The following is a 23077-nucleotide window of genomic DNA, read 5'->3' as shown; positions in this document are numbered from 1 at the left end:
CTAAGAAGGAGGAACTTTTATGAAAAATTATATTGATATTGATGAAAAACTGCCTATTTTAAAAACTATCCCTTTAAGTTTTCAGCATTTAACTGCTATGTTTGGTGCAACAATTTTGGTACCTATTCTTTTACAGGTGAATCCAGCTATTGCTCTGCTTATGAATGGAATTGGAACCCTGCTGTATACTTTCGTAACAAAAGGCAAAATCCCAGCCTATCTTGGCTCAAGCTTTGCGTTTATTGCACCAACTCTTGCAATTTTAACTTCCAGCGGGGGATTTGGACATGCGCAATCCGGATTTATATTCTTTGGAATATTCTTTGTAATTATGTCTTTCATAATAAAACAGGTTGGAATTAAGTGGATTGATGTAGTAATGCCACCTGCAGTTATGGGATCGGTAGTTGCTGTTATCGGATTAGAACTTGCACCTCTTGCTGCGCAACAGGCTGGACTAGCACCTGCTGCCGCTAAAGTAGGAGAGACAGTGCAGGCTTATGTTCCGGATGCAAGAGTATTAACTGTAGCTTTGACTACATTATTTATTGGAATTATCGGTTCTGTAGTTTTTAGAAAGTTTTTTAAGATTATACCAATATTGATTGCTGTTGTGTGTGGATATGTGCTATCACTATCTATGGGGATGGTAGATAAGAATATTATAGCTCAGGCTCCTTGGTTCAAACTGCCTCAGTTTCATGCGCCAGTTTTTGATTTGAAAGCAATCCTCATCATAGCTCCAGCATGTTTAGTGGTATTTGCAGAACATATAAGCCATTTAATTGTAACAGGGAATATTACTGAAAAGGACTTAATGAAGGAGCCAGGATTGCACCGTTCACTGCTTGGAGATGGATTGAGCAATATACTATCAGGTTTCGCAGGTTCTCCTCCCAATACAACCTATGGTGAAAATATAGGTGTTATGGCATTAACAAAGGTTTATTCAGTTTGGGTAATCAGGGGAGCTGCCATATTAGCAATAATTTTCTCCTGTATAGGAAAAGTAGCAGCTGCAATACAGTCTATACCTTCACCAGTTATGGGCGGAATAACTATTCTATTATATGGGGTTATTGCATCCTCAGGACTTAGAATGTTTGTGGAGCAAAAGGTTGACTTAAGCAAGAGCTATAACATGATACTAGCTGCAGTAACGTTTATAATTGGAGTTAGTGGTGCCAGCATCACTTTACCAGGAGATGTAGAATTAAAGGGGATGGCTTTAGCTGCAGTTATCGGAATGCTTCTTTCTATAATGTTTTATCTATTAAATAAATTTGGATTGATGAACGAAGAATATATTATCTAGACCAGTGATGAAGACAAACATATAACTGGAAGCAAATTCTAAGCTCTAACTGTAACAGTAACAGTTAGAGCTTTTCTGCACCTATTAAACTTTAGATATGAAAAGATATGAGGTATAGCTTGTTGTTATTTGAGAGATTATATTGTATAGTATTTGTAGCATAAAAGAAGGAGAGAAACAAATGAACTATAATTTAATTGCTACTTCAACCTTTGGGTTAGAGTCTATTGTTGCTAAAGAACTTAAGCAGTTAGGCTATGAAGATTTAGTAGTGGATAACGGAAAAGTAACTTTTTCAGGAGATGAATACGATATAGCTATATGCAACACTTGGCTTAGAACTGCAGATAGAGTATTCATTAAGATGGCTGAGTTCAAGGCTACAACCTTTGAGGAATTGTTTCAAGGCACACTAGCTGTAAATTGGGGAGAGCTTATACCTGAAAATGGTAAGATGCACGTAGTTGGAAAATCTGTAAAGTCTACATTGTTTAGTGTTCCAGATTGCCAGTCGATAGTTAAAAAGGGCGTAGTAGAGTCGATGAAGAAAACCTATAAAACTGATTGGTTTGAGGAGGATGGACCAGTATATAAAATAGAGATATCACTATTAAAGGATATAGCTGTTTTAAGCGTTGATACCTCTGGCGCAGGGTTGCATAAAAGAGGCTATAGGGAATATGCTGGTGAAGCGCCTATGAAGGAAACGCTTGCAGCAGCATTAGTGCTTTTGAGTAATTGGGAGCCTTCAAGGTCTTTTGCAGATTTATTCTGTGGATCAGGAACTATTGCGATCGAAGCAGCTTTAATTGGAAAGAATATAGCACCGGGCTTAAATAGAAGCTTTGTGTGTGAGCAATGGCCAAACATGGATAAGAGCATATGGGAAGAAATAAGAAGCTATGCAAGAAGTAAGATAAATAGCGAAGAATTTAGAATATTAGCTTCAGATATTGATGGAAGAGTTTTGGGTACTGCTAGGGCAAATGCTGATAAGGCTGGAGTAAGTGAGTATATAAGCTTTCAGAGACAAGCTGCTCAGGATTTTACGTCAAGAAAGAAATATGGCTGCATTATTAGCAACCCTCCTTACGGTGAAAGAATAGGAGAAATTAAGCAGGTTGAAGAGTTATATAAAAGCTTAGGGAATATCTATAATAATCTTGAGACATGGTCCTTATTTATTATCACGTCTCATACCGATTTTCAAAAACTATTTGGTAAAAAAGCAGATAAAAATAGAAAGCTTTATAACGGAAGACTGCTTTGCTACTATTATCAATACATAAATAATCCTCCTAAAATAAAAAGTAAACAGGAATAAGTTCCTGTTTACTCTATTTTTTGAAGTTCCAGCTTTTTAGGGTCTATATAAATTGTTTTGTTTGTATAATAAATAACCATGCCTGGTTTTGAACCCGAAGGCTTTTTAACATTTCTTACTTCAGTATAATCAACTGGAACCTTAGTTGAGTCTTTACCCTTACTGTAAAAGGCTGCAAGAGTTGCTGCTTCTTCCAGGGTTTTATCTGAAATCTTGCCTGCATTTTTTATTATAACGTGAGAACCAGGTATATTCTTTGTGTGCATCCAAATATCCTGCTTATCAGCAAACTTCAAGGTTAAAGAATCATTTTGTATATTGTTTTTTCCAACATATATGTGAGCACCATCGCTTGATAAGAAATGATGAGGCTTGGAAGTTTTGCTCTTCTTTTTATCTTCCTTTTTAAATCTTATATAACCAGTCTCGGTTAGTTCTCTTCTTATGTCATCAATTTCATCGTAACTTTCAACATTTTTTATGTTTGTAAGTACAGACTGAAGGTAATCAAGCTCCTGTTCTGTAGTGTTAATTTGTATTTCGGCCATTTCTGCAGATTTTTTAAGCTTGTTATATTTTTTGAAGTAGGCTTGAATATTTTCTGAAGGTGATTTGTTTTCATCTAGTTTTATTTCTATATACTCTTCATTTACTTCATAGTAATTTAGAGTTTTAACAGATTTATCACCTTTTTTTATATTATATATATTTGCAGTAAGAAGCTCGCCGAATATTCTATAATGGTCCTTCTCTTCACATTCTTTCAAGGTCTTTTTTAGTATCTCCAGCTTTTTATTGCAGCGATCAATGTTGTTATTTACTATTTTTTGAAGATCATAGCTTTTGGCATTTAACCTGTCAGTCTTATCTTTCTCATGATAGAATTCTTCAATTAAAGCTGAGGGTGAATCGTAGGATCTTTTATTTAAATTTTCAAGCTGATAAAGCTCTTTGCAGTAAAAGTCTTTTACTGATGAAGCATCATAATAGGCATTAAAATGGAATTCACCTTTTTTTAAGCTTTCAAACAACATAAGAATATAAGAATATATATTTTTAAGATTAAATGAATTTAATTCTATATTATTTATAGTTAATGCCTCAGAGATTGATTTTGAAAATTGTGTGCTTACTCCTGTAAACATTTTAGAAAAAATGCTATAGTCAAACTTTATATTGTTAGAATCTACATAGCTGTTAAAGTCCTCGAAAGAGAAATCAAAAGGATTAAGTTTAATGGATTCTGGTGGGTAAACATAGTTTATTCCAGGATACAAGCTTCTGTAGCTATTTATCTCTGGGGTCATATGCTTTATGCTATCTATAACAATATTGTCTCTTTTTCTCACAAGAGTTATATTGCTGTGTCTACCCATTATTTCAACTATAAGTGAATAGATGCTGTAAAAGCCTAGCTCATCTGCGCTTTCAAAATCTATAGCAATAATTCTGTCGGTAGAAATCTGAGAAATTTCTGTAACCCTAGCATTTCCTAAATATTTTCTAAGGACCATGCAAAACATTGGAGCTTTGACTGGATTAGGCTTATTAATATTTGTTAAGTGTATTTTAGGGTAAGTTGAACTAGCACTTATAAGAAGCTTAAGATTTGTTCTATCACCTCTTAGACTTAAGATAAGTTCATCTTTTTCTGGCTGTGAAATCTTATCCACTCTGCAGCCAACAAGCTTATTTTTAAATTCTTCTGCTAAACTATATATGTATATACCATCTAAAGGCATGAAATCACCCTTTCATATATGCTCATACTATTTTATTATAAGCTAGTATAACATTTTAAATAATTAAAATCAAAAATTTCTATATTAGTCTTAATATGTGTCAAACACATTTGTTTTTATGATACAATATTATAAATTATAACTTATTTTTGATGAAGGGAAGGATAGCATGAAGTTTACTAAGATGCACGGCAATGGAAATGATTTTATCGTTATAGAAGATTTGAATGATAATATAAAAGACGAGGAGACTTTAGCTAAGACACTATGTGACAGGCATTTTGGAATAGGTGCTGATGGTATCTTAATAGTTAAAAAAAGCCAAAAGGCTCACATTCAAATGGTCATAATAAATTCTGATGGTTCATATGCGGCTATGTGTGGAAATGGAATACGATGCTTTGCAAAGTATGTATATGATATGGGGCTGGTTAAACAGGAAATAATTCTTATTGAAACAGGCGATGGTGTAAAAAATGCCTTTTTAACCATAGTAAATGGGAAAGCTGAAGGTATAAGAATTAAAATGGGAAGCCCGTCTTTTGATGCTAAGCATATTCCAGCCTTAAGTGAAGAGGAAATAATAAATGAGAAGCTTAAAGCTGGAGATAAAGAGTATTATATAACTTCAATGCTTATGGGCGTGCCTCACACAGTTATATTAGGAAGGCTTGATGATTTTGACGTGCAGGAAGGCCGGATAATTGAAAAACATAATATGTTTCCGAAAGGTACAAATGTAAACTTTTGCGAGGTCTTAAATTCTGAAGAGATTAAAGTAAAGACCTGGGAAAGAGGAGCAGGGCCTACCTTGGCTTGTGGAACGGGAAGTTGTGCTGCAGTTATTGCTGCTAATAAGCTAGGCTTTGTTTGTGAAAAAGTAAAGGTGTGGATACCTGGTGGAAGTCTGTTAATTGAGTTAGATAAAGATGGCGTATACATGACTGGTCCAGCAGCAGTTGTTTTTTCAGGTGAATATAATCTATAAAGCTATTTTTAAAAGTATGCTAAAAACTGCATACTTTTTATTTTTTTACACAAAATAAATGGTTTAAAAATTGTGTGTAAGGATATACTCTTAGATATGCATGATTCAATAAAGTTCTTACATTGCTAGTGTATTAGAACCTTTGAATTATATAGTTAAAAAATTATAAGGTGCTGAAGACATGGAGATAAACAATAAGCTCTTTAATGCAGAAAAAAGCTTTATAGATTTAAACAGCATAAGTGTAAAAGTTTCTGAGTTTAGATTTCTTACAGTGGATATTATGAGAAAGCATTCTTTTATACCACTTGAATCAGATAAAAATTATGTTTATATTGCCATGAAAAATCCTGAGGACTTAATATCTGTTGAAAAAATTAGTGTTTTAATAGGGCGACAGGTATACGCTGTACCTGCAGCTGAAGAACAAATATACTCTTTAATAAATATCTTTGAGGATATGCAAAGTACAACACTTATATTAGAACAGCTTAAGAAACAGGAAGAGGATGAAATCCACAAAAGGATGTCAAGTGAAAGCGTCAATATGGTTGTTGAAACTTCACCAGCTGTAAGAGTATCCAATTCTATGATAGTTCAGGCTGTAAATAAGAGAGCAAGTGATATACACATTGAACCCTTTGAAACCTTGGCAGTAATTAGATATAGAATAGATGGTGTTCTTCAGGATATTTTTGAAATGCCTATAAGTCTTTATCAGTCAGTATGTGGAAGAATTAAACTAGAAGCTAAAATGGATATAGCAGAGAAGAGAATACCTCAAGATGGTAAATACAAATTTAATAATAAAAACATTAAAGTGGATTTGAGGATTTCAACACTGCCAACAATCTATGGAGAAAAAATAGTAATTAGAATACTTTATAGAAATGAAAAATTATTAAGTTTAAATTCACTTGGTTTTTCAGATGAAAGTGTTGATGTTATAAAGTCAAGCTTAAACAGCGGTTATGGAATAATAATTGTAACAGGTCCAACTGGAAGCGGTAAGACAACGACTCTATATTCAATGTTAAATGAGCTGGACAGATACAATAAAAATATTGTGTCTATAGAAGATCCTGTTGAAATATTCTTTGATAGAGTAAATCAAATAAATGTCAACTATAAGTCTGGCTTAACCTTTGCTAACGGCCTAAGGAGCATTCTTAGGCAGGATCCAGATGTCATCATGATAGGAGAAATCAGAGATGCTGATACTGCTCATATTGCAATACAGGCAGCCATTACAGGACATTTGGTATTGACAACCTTGCATACAAACGATGCGGCATCTTCAATTACAAGGCTAATGGATATGGGGGTGCCACCATATCTTTTAGCGGATTCTTTAATAGCATGCATAGCTCAAAGACTTGTAAGGAAAATATGCAGCTTTTGCAAGACTTCATATGCAGCTTCTGAAAATGAAAATACCAGGTTAAATATAAATTCAAGTGCTCATTTATATAAGGGAAAAGGATGTATTTTTTGCGGCCATACAGGTTATAAACAAAGGACTGCAGTATATGAAGTAATGAGTGTTAATTCTGAGCTAAGAGGGTTAATAAATAAGGGGAAGAGTGCTATGGATATACGAAGTTTTAATAAAAAAGCAGGCATGAAGACCATACAGCAAAATGGATATGAGCTTGTTAGGCAGGGTGTAACTACACATGAGGAATTTATAAGACTAACCAATGATAACTGGTAGTTTATTTAGGGGATTATTAATAATGATATTTTGCAAATACAAAGCAATTGATATAGAAGGTAAGGTTTTTCTGGGTAATTGCTGGTGTTCTAGCAAGGAGGAACTTGTTAGAATCTTTAGAGATAAAGGTTTATATATTATATACTTTAAAAAATTGCATGCAGATAAGGGGAAATTATTGGAGAAGAGGCTATCTTTAAGAGAGCTTTCATTATTTTGTCATCAATTTGCTTCAATGCTCTCAGCAGGTATTAATATTGGAGAGGCAATTAATATACTAGGTCAAGAAGCATCAAATAAGGTGATAAAGAAAGCCTTAAATGACATTGAAGAAATGATACAACGAGGAACACAACTATCTGTAAGCATGACGCAGTACCCAACAATTTTTCCAAAGTTTATGGTTAACATGACAAGCATCGGAGAAATGAGTGGGACTTTAGAAAATATTATGGAAAGGCTATCAGATTACTATAGTCGAGAAAATGTAATAAAAAATAAGGTGATAAAAGCTTTATCATATCCTTGCTTACTACTGCTGGTATGTTCTGCAGTTATACAGATTTTATTTATTTATGTAATCCCAACATTTGTTGCAACTATAGGAGATATTGGAGGAAGTTTACCTAAAAGCACTAAAACTATTCTAGCCTTAAGCAGTTTTTTAAAAGAAAATTCTATTATGCTACTAGTTATGTTGATGCTTTTTGTTGCTACATTGTTCTATATAGTTAGGGTTGAAAGTATTAGTATTTTTCTTCAAAAGAAAATTTTTACTATAAGCATATCAAAAGGCTTAGCTCAAAAGTTTACTGCTGTAACATTTTCTAGAAGCATTGGGATTTTGTTGTGTAGCGGAATATCAATAGTAAAAGCATTAGATATGGCACAAAGCAATATGAACTACAGTTTCTTGAAAATACAACTTGGGAAATGCATAGAAAACGTCAACATAGGAATTGCTTTTTCAAGAAGCTTAGATGACCTTGTTGTTTTTCCACCGATGCTATGCTCTTTGGTGAGAATTGGTGAAGAAAGCGGTACGTTAGCAGATATGCTTATTAAGGCTTCAAAAATTTTGGAGGAAGAATTATTTAATACTGTTGAAAAGATAACTCTGCTTATTGAACCTATAATTATTATTTTTATGTCGATTTTTATTGGCGGAATTTTAATAAGCATAGTTAGTCCTATGTTTAATCTTATGGATGCTATTTAGAAAGGAGGAAATTAAATTGAGTTTGAGAAAAGCTTATTCACGTAGTTCAAAAGGATTTACACTGATTGAAGTAATTGTTGCTGTATCTATAGTTGTTATACTAGCTAGTTTTGCTATGCCAAAGGTTACTGGGTATATAGGAAAAGCTAAACAAGTGAAGCTTAATAACATTGCTAAGCAAATACATACGGCAGTTATGTGGAGCTATGGAGAGCAAGGAAATACCATTAACACTACTAATATTTCTTCTATAATTACTGATACATTATCTGGAATAACAGTAAATTTGGTTACTAGTTCCAATAATGTAGTAACTGTTCTTTTTACAAACGACAGTATACAACATACCGCAACAATCAATGTTAGCGATAACAGTTATACGGTTACATAGCAACTATGGCAATAAAAGATTTTAAAGGTGATAAAATGAAGAAAGGCTTTTCCTTAATTGAAGTAGTAGCAGTTATCTCAATAATTTTGATCTTTTTAGCAGCTAATTTTATTAACATGTCCAATTATATAAAGTTTTATTCAGAAACAGATCTGATGTACAGTGAAGACAGAACCATCGCTCTCATAAACTATGGAAAGCAATACTGCAGAGAGAAGGAAAAGCCTGGCTATATTTTATTCGATATGGTAAGAAATGAAATAAATTTTTATAGTTCTATGAGAAGAATCGATGGAGTTAAACTTCCTAAAGGGGTAACTATTGACTTTGTAAATATAGCTGGTTCAAAAATTGATATAAACAAATACGGGGTTACCGGGAGTGCAGGAAAGGTAATTTTCAAAAATCAAATAGGTAATCAGGAAAAAATAACTATTAGCGTAGGCACCGGATATGCGGAAATTAAATAAAACATCAGGAATCTCACTGATTGAAGTAATATGTTCAATAAGCATCATGTGCATTCTAGGCGCATATATTTTGACTCTTCAACTAAACAATATAAGGTTGAGCAATCAAAACAAAGATAGGATTAGGTATCTATTTGCTTTAGAGGCAATCAAAGAAGAAATTGTTAATAATTCTACCTATAGTGATGTAATGAATTTAATAAACAATAATAAAAAGTATATTAATAAAGAACAGTTAAAGTTAGATATGATAAAGTCTAAAAATATAACTCAAATATTTAATGCTAATATTAACGAAAACGATACATACATAGTTTTAAATGTTATTCCAGGAGAGGTACTAAAGATCAATCTTGAACTGCACTTGAATTTAAAAAGCAAGGAAGAAATCATAAATTGTACATTTTATAAAGGTAATTACTTATGAAAAAAGGGTTTACAATAATTGAGCTTATAATATCCATAGGAGCTGCAGGTATTATAGCAGTTGTTATGACATCTATGCTTTTAACTAGTAATTCTTTGTATGTAAAAAAAACAAAAGAATCCAGAGACTTTTTTTATTCTATGGAAGCAATCTTGTTTATCGAGAATAAGATAAAGGAAGCAAAGTCCGTTAACATAGAAAATAATACTATTGAACTTTACTATGAAGACTCTTCTATTAAAAAGCTAGTAAAGCTCAAGGATAGCACCAAGGTAGTTATCATTGATTTTGATAATAATGTGGCTCACGTACCTAACAATATATTGACAGAGGTCAGCAATTTTCAGGTATACCACAAAGACAATTTAATTTATGTATCAATCAGTAGAATAAATGGTGAAAGTTATGAAAAATGTATAAGTATAAAAACAAAAGCATAGCTAAAGGTTATATCGCATTATATGTTATTTTTGTATGCTCTTTGTGCATAATTTTGGCTGCATATTCCTTTACCTTAGAAATAAGAAGGGCAAGGACTACTAACAGTCTTAAAAATTCTATTCTAAAAATCAATAAGGTTGATGAATATAAGGAATGCGGATTCACCTATCTTACTAATGGCATAAACTCATCAATAAGCAGCTTGAGTTTGGATAGTGTCAGACAGTATTTGAAAGCAAGTGGCTTTAAAATAGTATACGGTGAGGGTAAGGCTTGTATAAAATATGACCTTATTCTAGATAAGATTGTCCTACAAACCTATTATGATTCAGAATTTATCAGACAGGACTTATACGATTATAAGATTATTTCTGATAAACTGATATATGAATACATCAGTACTAAGTATATAGAAGGCAGGGTACAATAAATGTTCAGAGACAGTACGATAATCGAGATACATGATGATTTCGTCATAAAGCATGTTTCAGGATTAAAAGGGCGGTTAACAAATTCTGAAGGTACAAATTATTATGTAGAACTGCTTGATGATGCGAAAGCTAGTTTAAAAATCAAAAGAGCAGTATTTGTTTTAGACGGAGTGGATATAAATATCAAGACTATAACTCTTCCAAAGGTAAAAAAGAAAGTTCTTAATGACTTAATAAAAAATGAGCTTCTTTATTATTTTAAGGACCTAGATAGTATAGTATTTAGATATTCTGTTTTTAAGGAATACAACAACAAGCAGGATATATTAGTATTCTGTATTGATAAGAGAAGAATTAACTTAGCGCTAAGATATATGAACAATAATGTTAAACTCAGAGGAGTTTATCTAATACAATTTTGCTTTTTAAATTGCTTTAAAGCTAAGCTTAAAGATAAAAACTATATATTTATGTTTGTACATAGAGAAAAGCTGTATCTTTTATATGTTGTTGAGAATAAATTATTCAATTGTGTTATTCATAAATGTGCACCAATTGATAACAATGCAAAAAATCACCTAAATAACTTTATGGAAAGTTGCCATATGCTTTATGAAACGGAAATTAATACAGTATATATGGCTAACTTTAGTGAAGAAGAGGTCTATAAATGTAAATTAGAGAAAATTAATATGATTAATCTTGGCAGAATAAATGCTAGAAAACTAGTGAAAGATTTAGCTTGAAGAGGAGCTGGAATTTGTGGGAAACTTAAACTTCTTACCACAAAGCTTTGAAGATAGGCGTAGAAGTGAGAAAATAAAGTTCTATAAAACTATTGTGCTGCTGCTTTGGATATGCTGTTTGGTTTTATTTATTTTATACACATTTTTCTCTAACAAGAATAAAGCTTATAACTCAAAAAATGGGAGTATTCATATTGGAGGTAAGTTACCGAGCCTTAATGCAGGAAAAATAAAAGATTTAAAAGCTATAGAGACTTTAAATACCTTCCTATCTGTTATAGAAAAAAGTATACCCTACAAAAAACTATCAATCACTGAAGACAGGCTTGAACTTGAAATTAAGATAGAAGATAAGAATCAGTATTATGAAATCATAGATTTAATTGAAAGTAAATATAAGTATAAAATCTTATATCTATCTACACTCACAGATAACAACGGAAGTTTAGAGTTTAAAATTTCTTTTGAGGTAATGTAAAACATGAAAGAGAGCATTAATTTATATAGGTTGCTACTTGTACTATTTTTAGTATTATGTACGTTTCTATCACATATTGATTTTAATTTATATAAGAGTATGAAAGCACTGGACACTGTGAGCAGCAATGTTATTTATAACGTTAAAAATGCAGAAAATAAAAAATATGGCTACAGCGATATACTAAAGCTTTTGAGTCTAGATCAAAATATTGAGCTTTTAGAGTTTAAAAGTTCATTAGATAGGAGTGGTCTTGTAAGTATAGATATGAAATATCATGGCTCGTTAGAAAGTCTTTACAGTACCTTGGATAGAATGAAAAGAGAAAATTTCTTTGTAACTATAGAAAAAATTGAAGTTCAAAATGCTTCAGAAAGCGATAAAGATATTAATTTAACAGCACTATTTATGAAAAATATATAATGCTGAAAGATTTCAAAGAAATAAATAATAATGTTTGCAAATAATCACAAGTTTTGATAAAATATCATTGGTCACGACGTTAAAAAGTTGTTTAAGTTCATGAATTTTATTTTAATATTCTATGTATACATATTATAATTTCTCATGTTAGGGTGTTGGTATTAATTTACCTGAAAGGGTTATAATATAAATGAATTAAAAGTTTTTGGAGGGATATTTAATGATATCAGCAGGAGATATAAGAAAAGGAACTACTTTTGAATTAGATGGACAAGTTTTCACAGTAATCGAATTTTTACATGTTAAGCCAGGAAAAGGAGCAGCTTTCGTTAGAACTAAGCTAAGAAACGTTATACAAGGCGGAGTTACTGACAGAACTTTCAACCCAACTGACAAACTTCAAGAAGCTGTTATTGAAAGAAAGGAAATGCAATATCTTTATTCTGATGGAGAACTTTACTACTTCATGGATCCAGAAACTTTCGATCAAATTCCTTTAAACTACGATAAGGTTGAAGATGCAATAAAGTTTTTAAAGGAGAACATGTTTGCTGTAATTAAATTTTACAAGGGAGAAGCTTTTTCTGTTGAAGCTCCTAACTTTGTTGAGCTTCTTATAACATACACTGAGCCAGGAGCAAAAGGAAACACAGCAACTAATACAGGAAAGCCAGCTACAGTTGAAACTGGTGCAACAGTTATGGTTCCACTTTTCGTTAATGAAGGTGAAATGATAAGAATAGATACCAGAACTGGTGAATATATGGAGAGAGTTTAGTCTATAATATAAAATAGCTTATCAAGATAAGGATGCAGTATAAAATAAATAGTTTTATACTGCTTATTTATTATTTTAAATATAGAAGGGTGTGGTTTTATGGATTCAATATTCTCAAGAGTTTCCTATTTAAATGGTTTAATTGAAGGACTTGGCATTGATAACAGCACAAAAGAAGGTAAAGTGATTTTAGAAATGACAAGCATACTTAAGGAAATGGCTCAGGAAATTCAGCTTCTAAAAGACAATCAAGAGGAAATGGAAGATTACGTAGATGCCATTGACGAAGATTTAAGCAGCTTAGAAGAAGACTTATATTATGATGAGGATGAAGATTGTGATTGTGATGAAGACGATTATGGCAACTATATAAATATTGAATGTCCACATTGTAAAGAAACAGTTTATATAGATACTGATATTTGCGATTCTAATGAGGAAATAGCTTGCCCAAGTTGTCATCAGGAAATACCACTTGAAGATTGCTGCGAGTAATTTGATAAAGGCTTATGAGGTTTTAAACTTCATAGGCCTTTTATTTTTTTATTTAGATTTTAAATTTTCATGGAATATTTTTGCCTAAAGTAAAATAGGAATTATATATGAGAGGAGGATAAAATATGGAAAACACTAAAGAAATCTTAGAAATACTACCACAGCACATTAGAAATGAAGTTATTAGTTTAAAAGGCGTTGAAAAACTTCAAGAGCTCAGGCTAAAAGTGAACAAGCCTTTGATGTTTCAAGTAGGAAATGAAGAAGTAGTATCAAACTATAAGGCATCTATTCAGGACATCAAGCTTATTCTACAGCATATAAGCAATTACTCTATTTATGCCTATGAGGAAGAGATTAAACAGGGCTACCTTACTATTAAAGGTGGACATAGAGTAGGCTTATGCGGAAGCTGCGTTATAGAAGATAATAAAATTAAGACTATTAAAAGCTTCGGTTCATTAAATATAAGAATAAGCAAAGAGATTGAAGGATGCTCAAACAAGATTATTCCATTTATCTTAAGAGAGAGCGATACGTTAAACACAATTGTCATATCTCCTCCAAGATGTGGGAAAACAACTTTACTCAGGGATATAGCTCGAAACCTTTCCGATGGAATGCCACAATTGAAGCTTAAGGGTAAGAAGTTATGCATTATTGATGAGAGAAGCGAAATAAGTGCTTGTTTTAATGCAATTCCTCAGATGAATGTAGGTATAAGAACTGATGTTTTGGATAATTGTCCTAAGGCTGAAGGCATTATGATGGCTATCAGAAGTATGTCTCCGGAGATAATTGTATGTGATGAAATTGGTACTCATAAGGATATGGAAAGCATATTAATGGCGCTTAATTCTGGTGTAAGTCTCATTACTACCATTCATGGATATGGAATAGAGGATTTATACAATAGGGCGGTATTTAAAGAAATAGTTGAGAATCAAGTTTTTAAGAGAGCCATTGTACTTAGTTCTAGAAATGGAGCTGGAACAATAGAATATATTTACGATTTCGATAAAAAAGACAAGCTTTGGAGGAACTAGAATGATTAAAACATTAGGGTGCTTATTAATATTAGCAGCTTCAACCTTTGGAGGCTTTGCCTATGCAGAAAATTTTAAGAAAAGAGTAAGACAGTTAAATGAGCTTGAGAGAGCTGTAAATCAACTTCAAAATGAGATTGAGTATACCTATACTCCTCTTCCGGAGGCTCTCCGCAATGTTTCACAAAAGTGTGATGCACCTATGAGCTTGATTTTTAAAAAGGCTTCAGAGTTTCTTTACAACAATGAGGTTGAAAGTGTTTATGAGGCGTTTAAAAAATGTATTGATTTGTGTGAGACAAATATTAGCAAAGAAGACATGAATATTCTAATGGATTTATCAAAATCTTTAGGAGAATCTGATGTAGAAGGGCATAAAAAAATGTTTTCTCTTGCTAAAAACAACCTTAAAAAAAGAATAAGCCTTGCAGAAGAAGCAGTAAATAAAAACGTAAAAATGTATCGTTACTTAGGCTTTAGCTTAGGTGCAATGATAGTCATTGTTTTGATATAGGGGGTGACAAAATGTTAGACATAGGATTGCTGTTTAAAATAGGAGCATTTGGAATTGTACTAATGATACTTGATAAAATTCTTAAGGCCTCAGGTAAAGATGAAATTGCAATGATAACAAATTTAGCAGGGATAGTTATAGTTCTTATAACAGTTATAGGCTTGATAAGCAAGCTGTTTGGAAGCGTAAGAACCATGTTTACGTTGTAGGAGGTTTCTATGGAGATAGTTAAAATAGTTGCATTTGCTTTCATAGCCTTATCCATAGTTTTTCTTCTGCATAATAGCGGAAAAAGTGTACTAGCTGTGCAGGTAAGCACTGTAGTAGGTATGTTAATATTCTTGTTTATGATAAGTAAGATTACAGCAGTTTTGCAGCTTTTGCAGCAGTTGGCTCTTAAGGCAAATATAGACTTCGTTTATTTAAATACTATTTTTAAAATACTAGGAATTGCCTATTTGGCTACCTTTTGTGCTGAAATCTGCAGGGATGCAGGGGAAGGAAGTATAGCCAAGCATGTTGAATTTGCAGGCAAGATTTTGATATTGGTTTTATCTATACCAATACTGATGGCTGTGCTGCAATCTATTCTAAAGATAATGTAGAGGTATGATATGAAAAAAATAATATTAGTTCTTTTGCTTATAATCATGCTGCCTTTCAGTGCACAAGCTGCTGGAGCGGCAGAGAATAACTTAAATGCAGAAGAAAACACTAAAATTGAAAGGCTTTATGAATACATAGTGAATATGAAAACAGACTACGAAGTGTTAAAAGATTTGGATGCTAGGAAATTTGTATCTGAATTTTTAAAGACGGGCGATGGTAAGTTTTCGGTTTCAAAGATTACAAGGGCTTTTGCTGCCTATGCCTTTAAGGAGGCGGCTGCAATACTAAAGTCCATGTCGATACTTATAATAATAGCGATAATCTGTGCACTTCTAAATAACCTGCAGCAGGCTTTCAGCAATGACAATTTGTCTAATATAGCTTACTTTGCCTGTTATGCTTTGATGATAATAATTCTTTCTAAAAGCTTTTATGGAGCAGTGCAAGTTGCAAGGGATACCATATACAGGATATCAGATTTCATGGCTGCGCTTATTCCTGTACTCATGATGCTATTAGCAAGCGTGGGAGGTTTTACAGAGGCTGCTGTTATGGATCCTATAATACTAGTAGCAATAAATGTAAGTGTTAAAATCTATGCTAATTTGATTATTCCACTTATTTTTATGAGCTTTGTACTTCAGTTTGCTAATAATATTTCAAGCGGTTTTAAAATCGACAAGTTAACAAAGCTTATAAGTCAAGTAGCAATATGGACCCAGGGCATAATGGTAACAATATTCATAGGAATAGTTTCTGTTAGAGGAATGGCTTCAAAAACAATTGATCAGGTAACAGTAAAGACTGCCAAGTATGCAGTGGATAATTTTATACCTGTAATTGGTAAGGCTCTATCAGATGCGATAGCAAGTGTAGCAGGTTACTCTCTGCTTCTGAAGAATGCCTTAAGTGGATTGGGACTTGTCATAATACTAATAATAGCAATATTCCCAATTATTAAGCTTCTTATTATGTCTTTTATGTACAGACTTACAGCAGCTTTAATCGAGCCAATAAGCGATTCGAAAATAGTAACCTGTTTGTCTTCTGTAGGGAATTCTATAACCCTTGTAATGTCTTGTGTAATAAGTATATCAATCATGTTTTTCATCATGGTTTCAATCATTGCTTCTGCTGGGAAAATGGCTGTAGGAGGATGATGACTTAGGAAAAAAGTGTATGACTGAATAAGAAGATAAATATAAACTATATAGCTAGATAACTAGTTAGGGAGAGGATGCCATGATTGGAGAGCTAAGGAGCTTTATAATAACCATATGTACAGCAGTTATTTTTATCACAGCAGTTGAAATGATTTTGCCAAGCAACAGCTTTAAGAAATATGCCAAGTTTGTTTTGGGTTTGATACTAATTACTGTGCTCATTAATCCAATTATAAAAATTTTTGACAAGGGTTTCGATTTTAACGAGTATGTGAATCAGGCAACAAAGTATGTAGATTCTAAAGAATATGATAACACTTACAGTAAGTATAAGAATGACAGTATGACTAAAACCCTGGATACCTTTAAGCTAAACTTGGAAAGTGCTGTTCAAGCAAAATTAAAAGATAGATTTCCTAAAAACAATTACGCAATTGAAGCTCAAGTAGCTTATGATGATCAGAATGACAGCGTATATGTTAAAAGCCTTAAGGTTGGAGTAAAGGATGGAACTATTAATCCAGTTAAGAAGGTTGTTATAACAACAAAGGGTAACGTAGAAAATTTAACCCAATCCTTAAATGATGAAAGAAGTAGGCTTATAAAGGAATACTTAAGCGGCGAGCTAAAGTTAGCTGCAAATTCTATAGAAGTTTATAAAAACTAAAACTATAAGTTTATAAGGAGGTACACTATGGATATTCACAAGTTTCTGGAAGGTATTTACAAAGAATTAAAGAAACTTTTTAACAGCGAGGAAACGAAAGAAATTAAAGAGGTTAGGCTAGAGAAAGGAAAGAATAGCAAGTTCCCTAATTTTCTCATAATCTGTTTATCTGCAATTTTACTGGGCATATTGGCTATGATTGGAAGCGACTATTTTAAAAGCGCAAGCACTGCTAAGATAACAAATGAAGATAAACCAATAGTGAGTAGTGTGAGATCGAATATGAGTGAAAGTGAAATAGCTGCTGAAAACAAGCTGAAGTCTGTTCTACAGGATATCGATGGAGTAGGCAGAGTTAATGTTATGCTTACCTTTGATGGAAGCGAAGAGCAGATACCAGCTGTAAATATTAATAATTCCACAAACAATACCAAGGAAAAAGATAACGCCGGAGGAACTAGAGAGACAACTCAAAAAAACGATGGAAGTACTATTGTAATAACTAATGATGGAATGAAAAATCAGCCTTTAATTGTAAAAACTGCAAACCCTAAGGTCATAGGTGTTGTTGTTGTAGCTGAAGGAGCAAAGGAAAGAGCCATTGAGCTTAAAATAATCAAAGCTGTTACAGGACTCTATAATGTAGCAACAGATAAAGTTAGTGTTTTTCCAATGAAAAAGTAGCATAAAGTATTAAAAAATATCATATAATTCAGTAAAAAGAATGATGGGGGGAATTCATAAATGAATAAGAAACAAGCCTTTATTATCGCCACTTTATTAGTATTAATCGTGTGTGCAGGAATACTTGCCACAAAGGTAAACAGTCCTTTATATGTGGACGGAAGAGAAATCGGTGAACAAGCTGCCAGCACAACAAAGAGCGATGTCATTGCTGATTTAAGACTTAAGCGTGATACTGAAAACGCAAGGACACTTCCTACATATCAAACTTTAATAAATGATCCTAACATAGCTAAAGAGCAAAAGGAAGCTACACTTAAAAAGTTCAACACTCTTTCAGCTAATATTGAAAATGAGAAGAAAATAGAAGCTCAGCTTCAAGGTAAGGGTTATGAAGATTCCTTCTGCCAAATAGCAGAAGATAAGGTTACTGTTTATGTTAAGGCAAAGGAAAACCTAACAGACAAGCAAACAAAGGATATAAAAAATATAGTAGTTAATTTTACAAAAGTTAAGGATGTTGAAATAGCTAGAAAACAATAATGTTTGTAAAAGCAAATTACATTTGATATAATATACCTAAGATAAGAGCAGTTGCTTATTCAGGCAAGGAGGTACTGTTATGGAAGAAAATTTAAGAGAAGAAATTGATATGGGTATTGTTAAAATATCTGATGAGGTTGTTGGTGTTATAGCTGGTCTTGCAGCTACTGAAATTAAGGGCGTTATAGGAATGAGCGCAAATTTGGTTGGAGGCATAACACAAATTCTTACAGGTAAGAAGAACTTGTCTAAGGGAGTTAAGGTTAACGTTGGAGAAAATAGTGCTACAATTGATTTGTTTGTAGTTATAGAATATGGAGTTAAAATACCTGAAGTTGCAAAAATGGTTCAAGACAGTGTGAAGAGAACTGTTGAGACTATGACTGGACTTGTGGTATCAGCTGTAAATGTTCATGTGCAAAACGTAGCAATACCTAAGCTCGATGAGATTAGAGTAGAAAACGAAGAATAATTAATGCCCTCTGCTTGTCAGAGGGTTTTTACTTTGGAGAAGTGGTTAAAAAACTTTTGTGCTGTATAAATATATATAACTTGATAATAATTGAAATATGGAATAATATTAATAATTGGTATAAGTATCGTAGTTTATAGGAGATTAATGGCTTAAGTGAGCTTTAACGGGAAGCTTGATTTGTGCAAACAGTTTATTAAGCTGCTCGTGCGCAGTAAAAATTAGGAGGAATTTTGATGAACAGAAGAAAATCAAGAGAAGTTGCGATGACGCTGCTTTTTGAAATGTCTATAAATAAGGAAGATTACAGTGAAATACTAGAGAACTTTAAAGAGCATACAGACAATGACTTGTCAGATGTGGATATGGAGTATGTGACGAGAATCCTTAAAGGTGTTCAGGAAAACATAGAAACTATAGATAAGACAATTGAACAGCATTTAATAAACTGGAAGCTATATAGACTAGCTAAAATAGATTTGGCAATCTTAAGAACAAGTACATATGAAATACTTTTTGAAGAGGATATACCAAACAAGGTAGCTGTTAATGAAGGTATCGAACTTTCAAAGAAGTACTCGGATCCTAAATCCTTTCAATTTATAAACGGTGTTTTAGGAAGCATGATTAAAGCAAATAATGATTAATTTATAAAAGGGGGCTTTAAGAAATGGGGTCAATAATTGATGGCAGAGTTGCTGCGTCAGCTATTAAGGAAGAGATAAAGACTTTTGTAGAAAAAGCTAAATTAGAAAAAGGCAGGATTCCATGTCTTGCTACTGTTTTGGTTGGCAATGACGGTGGATCCATTTACTATGTGAATAATCAAAAAAAACTTTGCGACGAGCTTGGTGTTGAGAACAGACACGTAATTCTAGATGAGACTATAGCAGAGGAAGAACTTTTAGAGGTTGTTCACAGCTTAAATAATGATGAAACAGTTGATGGAGTAATAATCCAGCTCCCTCTTCCAAAGCATATAGACGAAAAGAAAATTACCTCAAGCTTAAACTATAAGAAAGATGTAGATGGATTAACGGATATAAATTTAGGAAAGTTCTACAAGGGAGAAGATTGTTTTGTGCCCTGCACTCCTCAAAGTATTCTCCATCTTATAAAAACAACTGGAGTGAAGCTTCAAGGAAAGCATGCTGTTGTTGTTGGTAGAAGCAATATAGTGGGAAAGCCTGCGGCGCAGCTTTTACTAAATGAAAATTGCACTGTTACGATTTGCCACTCAAAAACAGAGGAGCTTAAGAAAGTTTGCAGCAGTGCTGACATTTTAATTTGTGCTCTTGGAAAGCCTGAATTTATCACTGAAGAGTACATAAAGGAAGCTGCTGTTGTTATAGACGTTGGAACCTCAAGATTGAATGGTAAGATGAAGGGTGATGTGCTATTTGAAGAAGCAATAAAAAAGGCTTCCTTTATCACACCTGTTCCAGGAGGCGTGGGAGCCGTAACTACAGTTATGCTTATAAAAAATACCTGTGAGGCAATGAAGAAGAATGTATATTAAAACTTTGTCAGTTTCAGCATTAAATAATTATGTTAAAAAGATGATAGATGCTGATTTTATATTAAATAACTTAAATATTAAAGGTGAAATATCAAATTTTAAAATGCACTCCAGCGGACACTTGTATTTTTCTTTAAAAGATGAAAACAGCAAAATAAACTGTATAATGTTTAAGACCTACGCTAGCAATTTAAAATTCAGACCCAAAGATGGAGAGTCCGTTGTAGTTAAAGGCAAGGTTTCCGTATATGAAAAGGACGGAGCATATCAGCTGTACTGCTATGAAATGAAGCAGGAAGGCATAGGAGAATTATATATAAAGTTTCAGGAAATGAAGAACAAGCTTGAAAGGGAAGGCTTGTTTAATTTAGAACATAAAAGAGCTATTCCAAAGTATCCTGCAAGGATTGGGATAATAACGTCTCCAACAGGTGCTGCTGTTAGAGATATAATAAATGTAGCAACCAGGAGAAACAAAGCTGTAGATCTTTTATTATACCCTGCTTTGGTTCAGGGTGAAAATGCCAGCGAGGATATAATTAGAGGCTTAAAAATATTAAATAACACTGAAAAAGTAGATGTTATAATACTAGCTAGAGGCGGAGGATCCATTGAAGAATTATGGGCCTTTAACAATGAAAAGCTTGCCTATGAAGTTTTTAACTCTAAAAAACCTATAATTACTGGCGTTGGACATGAAACGGATTTTACAATTGTTGATTTTGTAAGCGATATGAGAGCACCTACTCCTTCTGCAGCGGCAGAACTTGCGGTTCCAGGCTTAGAGGAGATACAGGTTAAGATAGAGGGATATAGTGGATACTTTGAAGGTGCCTTAAAGGATACTCTCAGAAGAAACCATAACAAGGTAGAGCTTCTAAAGAAAACTCTTGAGATACACAGCCCTATGAATAAGATAATAAACCAGTATAACTACATTGATAATTTGCAAAGCAGACTTGCTATGAGGGTTGAGTCAAAACTAAGAATTAAAAGGGAAGAATTAAGCAGGCTGCATGCTGTTATAGACGCTCATAATCCTCTTAAGGTTTTAAACAAAGGCTATGCAGTAATAGAGGATGCTAATGGAAAACTTGTAAGCAGCAAACAAACCCTTTTGAGCATCACCGATATTTTGATAACTGTAAAGGATGGCAGAGTTAAAGCAGCACTTGAATATGTTGAGGAAAAGTAACAGGAGAGTAATGTATATGGCAAAGAAAACTGAGAACTTTGAAAGCATGATGAATAAACTTGAAGAGATAGCAGCTTTAATGGATAGTGAACAGCTTTCCTTAGAGCAGTCTATGAAGTATTACGAAGAAGGTGTAAAGCTGTGCAATAAGCTTTATAAAGCCTTAAACGAGGCGGAAGGAAAAATAAAAATTTTAACAGACAATAAAGAAGAAAACTTTATACTTAATGAGGAATAACAATGGATAGCAAGATTTTAAAAACAGAAGTTGAAAAGTTTTTAAGGGACTATTTTAAAGATAAAGAAGGCAGCTATAATAAGAGGATATATGAAGCAATGTCCTACAGCATCAATATTGGGGGGAAGAGAATAAGACCAGTTTTGATGCTTTTAGTCTACAATATGTACAACGGGGATTATAAGGATATTATGCCTATAGCAGCTGCCATGGAAATGATACATACTTATTCATTAATCCATGATGACCTGCCTTGCATGGATGATGATGACCTAAGAAGAGGAAAGCCTACAAATCATAAGGTTTATGGGGAGGCAATAGCTGTTTTAGCTGGAGATGCGCTTTTAAATGAAGCTATGAACATTATGTTCAAGTTTAGTCTTTATAAAGGCATAGATACCTTAAGAGCGTGTAGTTGTATCTCGGATGCTGCTGGTGCCGAAGGAATGATCGGAGGGCAGGTAGTAGATATCTTAAGTGAGGGCAAGAACATATCAACTGAGGAGCTTCTTTACATGCATAGGAATAAGACAGGTGCACTTATAAAAGCTGCAATAGTAACAGGTGCCATGCTTGGAAATGCTTCTGAAGAAGAGCTTGAAATTTTGTCAAAGTACGGAGAGAAGCTTGGACTTGCGTTTCAGGTTAAAGATGACATTCTCGACGTAACCGGCAATCCAGAACTACTCGGAAAGAATACAAATGCTGATACTGAGCACAGCAAAACGAATTTCATATCAACTTACGGGCTTGAAGGCTGTAAGAAAATATGCACAGATTTAACTAACGAGTGCATGAGTCTATTAGATGAGATATCTAAGGATACCAGCAGTTTGAAAGAATTATCCTTATTCCTCTTACAGAGAGAATTTTAATTTTTTATTACATATTAATGACATTAAAAGCGGCTAATAAACAAAATTAGCCGCTTTTTCTTTTCTAATGCATAAAAATCTTTACATCCTCTTGTTGAAAATGATAGTATATTGTTTAGATTATAGGTTTAATATTATTGGGAATAATCTAATATAGACTAGTTGAATAT

Annotated in this window: 30 protein-coding genes; 29 read left to right on the top strand and 1 reads right to left on the bottom strand. The window is 33.1% G+C overall.

The window, feature by feature from the left end:
• Positions 1-19 precede the first annotated feature (19 nt).
• Positions 20-1315, top strand: coding sequence for a uracil permease (gene uraA, locus NBE98_RS18665; protein ID WP_250816519.1), 1296 nt, complete (start codon positions 20-22; stop codon positions 1313-1315).
• A 181-nt stretch (positions 1316-1496) separates the two neighbouring features.
• A complete protein-coding gene (locus NBE98_RS18660) occupies positions 1497-2639 on the top strand; it encodes a THUMP domain-containing class I SAM-dependent RNA methyltransferase (protein ID WP_250816518.1) in 1143 nt (380 codons plus the stop codon).
• Positions 2640-2647: 8 nt separating this feature from the next.
• Here the strand turns inward: NBE98_RS18660 and NBE98_RS18655 are convergent, their stop codons facing one another.
• Positions 2648-4381, bottom strand: a complete 1734-nt coding sequence (locus tag NBE98_RS18655) for an Rqc2 family fibronectin-binding protein (protein WP_250816517.1) — start codon at positions 4379-4381, stop codon at positions 2648-2650.
• A 169-nt stretch (positions 4382-4550) separates the two neighbouring features.
• Here NBE98_RS18655 and dapF point away from each other — a divergent pair, with 169 nt between their 5' ends.
• The 27 genes from dapF to NBE98_RS18520 all read left to right on the top strand — a co-directional run bounded on the left by dapF (position 4551) and on the right by NBE98_RS18520 (position 22907).
• A complete protein-coding gene (dapF, locus tag NBE98_RS18650) occupies positions 4551-5369 on the top strand; it encodes a diaminopimelate epimerase (RefSeq protein ID WP_250816516.1) in 819 nt (272 codons plus the stop codon).
• A gap of 181 nt (positions 5370-5550) precedes the next feature.
• Complete coding sequence (locus tag NBE98_RS18645; protein WP_250816515.1) at positions 5551-7083, top strand: GspE/PulE family protein; 1533 nt, start codon at positions 5551-5553, stop codon at positions 7081-7083.
• Positions 7084-7105: 22 nt separating this feature from the next.
• Positions 7106-8302 (top strand): type II secretion system F family protein, encoded by a 1197-nt coding sequence (locus tag NBE98_RS18640; protein WP_250816514.1) that lies wholly within the window; start codon positions 7106-7108, stop codon positions 8300-8302.
• 16 nt (positions 8303-8318) lie between these two features.
• On the top strand, positions 8319-8693 hold the full coding sequence (locus NBE98_RS18635; protein WP_250816513.1) for a prepilin-type N-terminal cleavage/methylation domain-containing protein: 375 nt from the start codon (positions 8319-8321) through the stop codon (positions 8691-8693).
• Between the two features lie 35 nt (positions 8694-8728).
• Positions 8729-9163 carry a type II secretion system protein gene (locus NBE98_RS18630; RefSeq protein ID WP_250816512.1) on the top strand — a complete coding sequence of 145 codons (435 nt, stop codon included), beginning with the start codon at positions 8729-8731 and terminating at the stop codon, positions 9161-9163.
• Entirely contained in the window at positions 9147-9590 is a 444-nt protein-coding gene (locus tag NBE98_RS18625; protein WP_250816511.1) for a type IV pilus modification PilV family protein, read from the top strand. Before NBE98_RS18630 ends, NBE98_RS18625 begins: the two co-directional genes overlap by 17 nt.
• Entirely contained in the window at positions 9587-10030 is a 444-nt protein-coding gene (locus NBE98_RS18620; RefSeq protein ID WP_250816510.1) for a prepilin-type N-terminal cleavage/methylation domain-containing protein, read from the top strand. Before NBE98_RS18625 ends, NBE98_RS18620 begins: the two co-directional genes overlap by 4 nt.
• A complete protein-coding gene (locus NBE98_RS18615) occupies positions 10003-10461 on the top strand; it encodes a hypothetical protein (protein ID WP_250816509.1) in 459 nt (152 codons plus the stop codon). Before NBE98_RS18620 ends, NBE98_RS18615 begins: the two co-directional genes overlap by 28 nt.
• Positions 10462-11208, top strand: coding sequence for a hypothetical protein (locus tag NBE98_RS18610; RefSeq protein WP_250816508.1), 747 nt, complete (start codon positions 10462-10464; stop codon positions 11206-11208).
• Between the two features lie 16 nt (positions 11209-11224).
• Positions 11225-11686, top strand: a complete 462-nt coding sequence (locus NBE98_RS18605) for a hypothetical protein (RefSeq protein ID WP_250816507.1) — start codon at positions 11225-11227, stop codon at positions 11684-11686.
• A 99-nt stretch (positions 11687-11785) separates the two neighbouring features.
• A complete protein-coding gene (locus NBE98_RS18600) occupies positions 11786-12109 on the top strand; it encodes a hypothetical protein (protein WP_250816506.1) in 324 nt (107 codons plus the stop codon).
• A 220-nt stretch (positions 12110-12329) separates the two neighbouring features.
• Entirely contained in the window at positions 12330-12887 is a 558-nt protein-coding gene (gene efp, locus NBE98_RS18595; RefSeq protein ID WP_250816505.1) for an elongation factor P, read from the top strand.
• A 99-nt stretch (positions 12888-12986) separates the two neighbouring features.
• Positions 12987-13382 carry a CD1247 N-terminal domain-containing protein gene (locus NBE98_RS18590; RefSeq protein WP_250816504.1) on the top strand — a complete coding sequence of 132 codons (396 nt, stop codon included), beginning with the start codon at positions 12987-12989 and terminating at the stop codon, positions 13380-13382.
• Positions 13383-13507: 125 nt separating this feature from the next.
• On the top strand, positions 13508-14428 hold the full coding sequence (gene spoIIIAA, locus NBE98_RS18585) for a stage III sporulation protein AA (protein WP_250816503.1): 921 nt from the start codon (positions 13508-13510) through the stop codon (positions 14426-14428).
• Between the two features lies 1 nt (position 14429).
• A complete protein-coding gene (spoIIIAB, locus tag NBE98_RS18580; protein WP_250816502.1) occupies positions 14430-14942 on the top strand; it encodes a stage III sporulation protein SpoIIIAB in 513 nt (170 codons plus the stop codon).
• An 11-nt stretch (positions 14943-14953) separates the two neighbouring features.
• Entirely contained in the window at positions 14954-15151 is a 198-nt protein-coding gene (gene spoIIIAC / locus NBE98_RS18575; protein WP_250816501.1) for a stage III sporulation protein AC, read from the top strand.
• Between the two features lie 9 nt (positions 15152-15160).
• Positions 15161-15547: a stage III sporulation protein AD gene (gene spoIIIAD / locus NBE98_RS18570; protein ID WP_250816500.1), complete on the top strand. Its 387-nt coding sequence runs from the start codon at positions 15161-15163 to the stop codon at positions 15545-15547.
• 9 nt (positions 15548-15556) lie between these two features.
• Complete coding sequence (gene spoIIIAE, locus NBE98_RS18565) at positions 15557-16711, top strand: stage III sporulation protein AE (RefSeq protein ID WP_250816499.1); 1155 nt, start codon at positions 15557-15559, stop codon at positions 16709-16711.
• Between the two features lie 82 nt (positions 16712-16793).
• Positions 16794-17381 carry a stage III sporulation protein AF gene (spoIIIAF, locus tag NBE98_RS18560; RefSeq protein WP_250816498.1) on the top strand — a complete coding sequence of 196 codons (588 nt, stop codon included), beginning with the start codon at positions 16794-16796 and terminating at the stop codon, positions 17379-17381.
• A gap of 27 nt (positions 17382-17408) precedes the next feature.
• Positions 17409-18065 (top strand): stage III sporulation protein AG, encoded by a 657-nt coding sequence (spoIIIAG, locus tag NBE98_RS18555; RefSeq protein ID WP_250816497.1) that lies wholly within the window; start codon positions 17409-17411, stop codon positions 18063-18065.
• Between the two features lie 60 nt (positions 18066-18125).
• Positions 18126-18608 carry a SpoIIIAH-like family protein gene (locus NBE98_RS18550; RefSeq protein WP_250816496.1) on the top strand — a complete coding sequence of 161 codons (483 nt, stop codon included), beginning with the start codon at positions 18126-18128 and terminating at the stop codon, positions 18606-18608.
• 79 nt (positions 18609-18687) lie between these two features.
• A complete protein-coding gene (locus NBE98_RS18545; RefSeq protein WP_250816495.1) occupies positions 18688-19080 on the top strand; it encodes an Asp23/Gls24 family envelope stress response protein in 393 nt (130 codons plus the stop codon).
• Between the two features lie 236 nt (positions 19081-19316).
• Positions 19317-19727 carry a transcription antitermination factor NusB gene (gene nusB, locus NBE98_RS18540; protein ID WP_250816494.1) on the top strand — a complete coding sequence of 137 codons (411 nt, stop codon included), beginning with the start codon at positions 19317-19319 and terminating at the stop codon, positions 19725-19727.
• A 23-nt stretch (positions 19728-19750) separates the two neighbouring features.
• Positions 19751-20599 carry a bifunctional 5,10-methylenetetrahydrofolate dehydrogenase/5,10-methenyltetrahydrofolate cyclohydrolase gene (locus NBE98_RS18535; RefSeq protein ID WP_250816493.1) on the top strand — a complete coding sequence of 283 codons (849 nt, stop codon included), beginning with the start codon at positions 19751-19753 and terminating at the stop codon, positions 20597-20599.
• A complete protein-coding gene (xseA, locus tag NBE98_RS18530; protein WP_250816492.1) occupies positions 20589-21794 on the top strand; it encodes an exodeoxyribonuclease VII large subunit in 1206 nt (401 codons plus the stop codon). The genes NBE98_RS18535 and xseA overlap by 11 nt, the downstream gene beginning before the upstream one ends.
• 16 nt (positions 21795-21810) lie before the next feature.
• Entirely contained in the window at positions 21811-22032 is a 222-nt protein-coding gene (locus NBE98_RS18525) for an exodeoxyribonuclease VII small subunit (RefSeq protein ID WP_250816491.1), read from the top strand.
• A gap of 2 nt (positions 22033-22034) precedes the next feature.
• Entirely contained in the window at positions 22035-22907 is an 873-nt protein-coding gene (locus tag NBE98_RS18520) for a polyprenyl synthetase family protein (RefSeq protein WP_250816490.1), read from the top strand.
• Positions 22908-23077 lie beyond the last annotated feature (170 nt).

Source organism: Clostridium swellfunianum, from assembly GCF_023656515.1.
Lineage (GTDB): Bacteria > Bacillota > Clostridia > Clostridiales > Clostridiaceae > Clostridium_AT > Clostridium_AT swellfunianum.
Note: the sequence above shows the minus strand (reverse complement) of the source record. Positions and strands in the feature narration are given on the sequence as shown.

Coding starts and splice junctions, on each gene's coding strand:
- uraA (WP_250816519.1), top strand. CDS start 20: ATGAAAAATTATATTGATATTGATGAAAAACTGCCTATTTTAAAAACT.
- NBE98_RS18660 (WP_250816518.1), top strand. CDS start 1,497: ATGAACTATAATTTAATTGCTACTTCAACCTTTGGGTTAGAGTCTATT.
- NBE98_RS18655 (WP_250816517.1), bottom strand. CDS start 4,381: ATGCCTTTAGATGGTATATACATATATAGTTTAGCAGAAGAATTTAAA.
- dapF (WP_250816516.1), top strand. CDS start 4,551: ATGAAGTTTACTAAGATGCACGGCAATGGAAATGATTTTATCGTTATA.
- NBE98_RS18645 (WP_250816515.1), top strand. CDS start 5,551: ATGGAGATAAACAATAAGCTCTTTAATGCAGAAAAAAGCTTTATAGAT.
- NBE98_RS18640 (WP_250816514.1), top strand. CDS start 7,106: ATGATATTTTGCAAATACAAAGCAATTGATATAGAAGGTAAGGTTTTT.
- NBE98_RS18630 (WP_250816512.1), top strand. CDS start 8,729: ATGAAGAAAGGCTTTTCCTTAATTGAAGTAGTAGCAGTTATCTCAATA.
- NBE98_RS18625 (WP_250816511.1), top strand. CDS start 9,147: ATGCGGAAATTAAATAAAACATCAGGAATCTCACTGATTGAAGTAATA.
- NBE98_RS18620 (WP_250816510.1), top strand. CDS start 9,587: ATGAAAAAAGGGTTTACAATAATTGAGCTTATAATATCCATAGGAGCT.
- NBE98_RS18615 (WP_250816509.1), top strand. CDS start 10,003: ATGTATAAGTATAAAAACAAAAGCATAGCTAAAGGTTATATCGCATTA.
- NBE98_RS18610 (WP_250816508.1), top strand. CDS start 10,462: ATGTTCAGAGACAGTACGATAATCGAGATACATGATGATTTCGTCATA.
- NBE98_RS18600 (WP_250816506.1), top strand. CDS start 11,786: ATGAAAGCACTGGACACTGTGAGCAGCAATGTTATTTATAACGTTAAA.
- efp (WP_250816505.1), top strand. CDS start 12,330: ATGATATCAGCAGGAGATATAAGAAAAGGAACTACTTTTGAATTAGAT.
- NBE98_RS18590 (WP_250816504.1), top strand. CDS start 12,987: ATGGATTCAATATTCTCAAGAGTTTCCTATTTAAATGGTTTAATTGAA.
- spoIIIAA (WP_250816503.1), top strand. CDS start 13,508: ATGGAAAACACTAAAGAAATCTTAGAAATACTACCACAGCACATTAGA.
- spoIIIAB (WP_250816502.1), top strand. CDS start 14,430: ATGATTAAAACATTAGGGTGCTTATTAATATTAGCAGCTTCAACCTTT.
- spoIIIAC (WP_250816501.1), top strand. CDS start 14,954: ATGTTAGACATAGGATTGCTGTTTAAAATAGGAGCATTTGGAATTGTA.
- spoIIIAD (WP_250816500.1), top strand. CDS start 15,161: ATGGAGATAGTTAAAATAGTTGCATTTGCTTTCATAGCCTTATCCATA.
- spoIIIAE (WP_250816499.1), top strand. CDS start 15,557: ATGAAAAAAATAATATTAGTTCTTTTGCTTATAATCATGCTGCCTTTC.
- spoIIIAF (WP_250816498.1), top strand. CDS start 16,794: ATGATTGGAGAGCTAAGGAGCTTTATAATAACCATATGTACAGCAGTT.
- spoIIIAG (WP_250816497.1), top strand. CDS start 17,409: ATGGATATTCACAAGTTTCTGGAAGGTATTTACAAAGAATTAAAGAAA.
- NBE98_RS18550 (WP_250816496.1), top strand. CDS start 18,126: ATGAATAAGAAACAAGCCTTTATTATCGCCACTTTATTAGTATTAATC.
- NBE98_RS18545 (WP_250816495.1), top strand. CDS start 18,688: ATGGAAGAAAATTTAAGAGAAGAAATTGATATGGGTATTGTTAAAATA.
- nusB (WP_250816494.1), top strand. CDS start 19,317: ATGAACAGAAGAAAATCAAGAGAAGTTGCGATGACGCTGCTTTTTGAA.
- NBE98_RS18535 (WP_250816493.1), top strand. CDS start 19,751: ATGGGGTCAATAATTGATGGCAGAGTTGCTGCGTCAGCTATTAAGGAA.
- xseA (WP_250816492.1), top strand. CDS start 20,589: ATGTATATTAAAACTTTGTCAGTTTCAGCATTAAATAATTATGTTAAA.
- NBE98_RS18525 (WP_250816491.1), top strand. CDS start 21,811: ATGGCAAAGAAAACTGAGAACTTTGAAAGCATGATGAATAAACTTGAA.
- NBE98_RS18520 (WP_250816490.1), top strand. CDS start 22,035: ATGGATAGCAAGATTTTAAAAACAGAAGTTGAAAAGTTTTTAAGGGAC.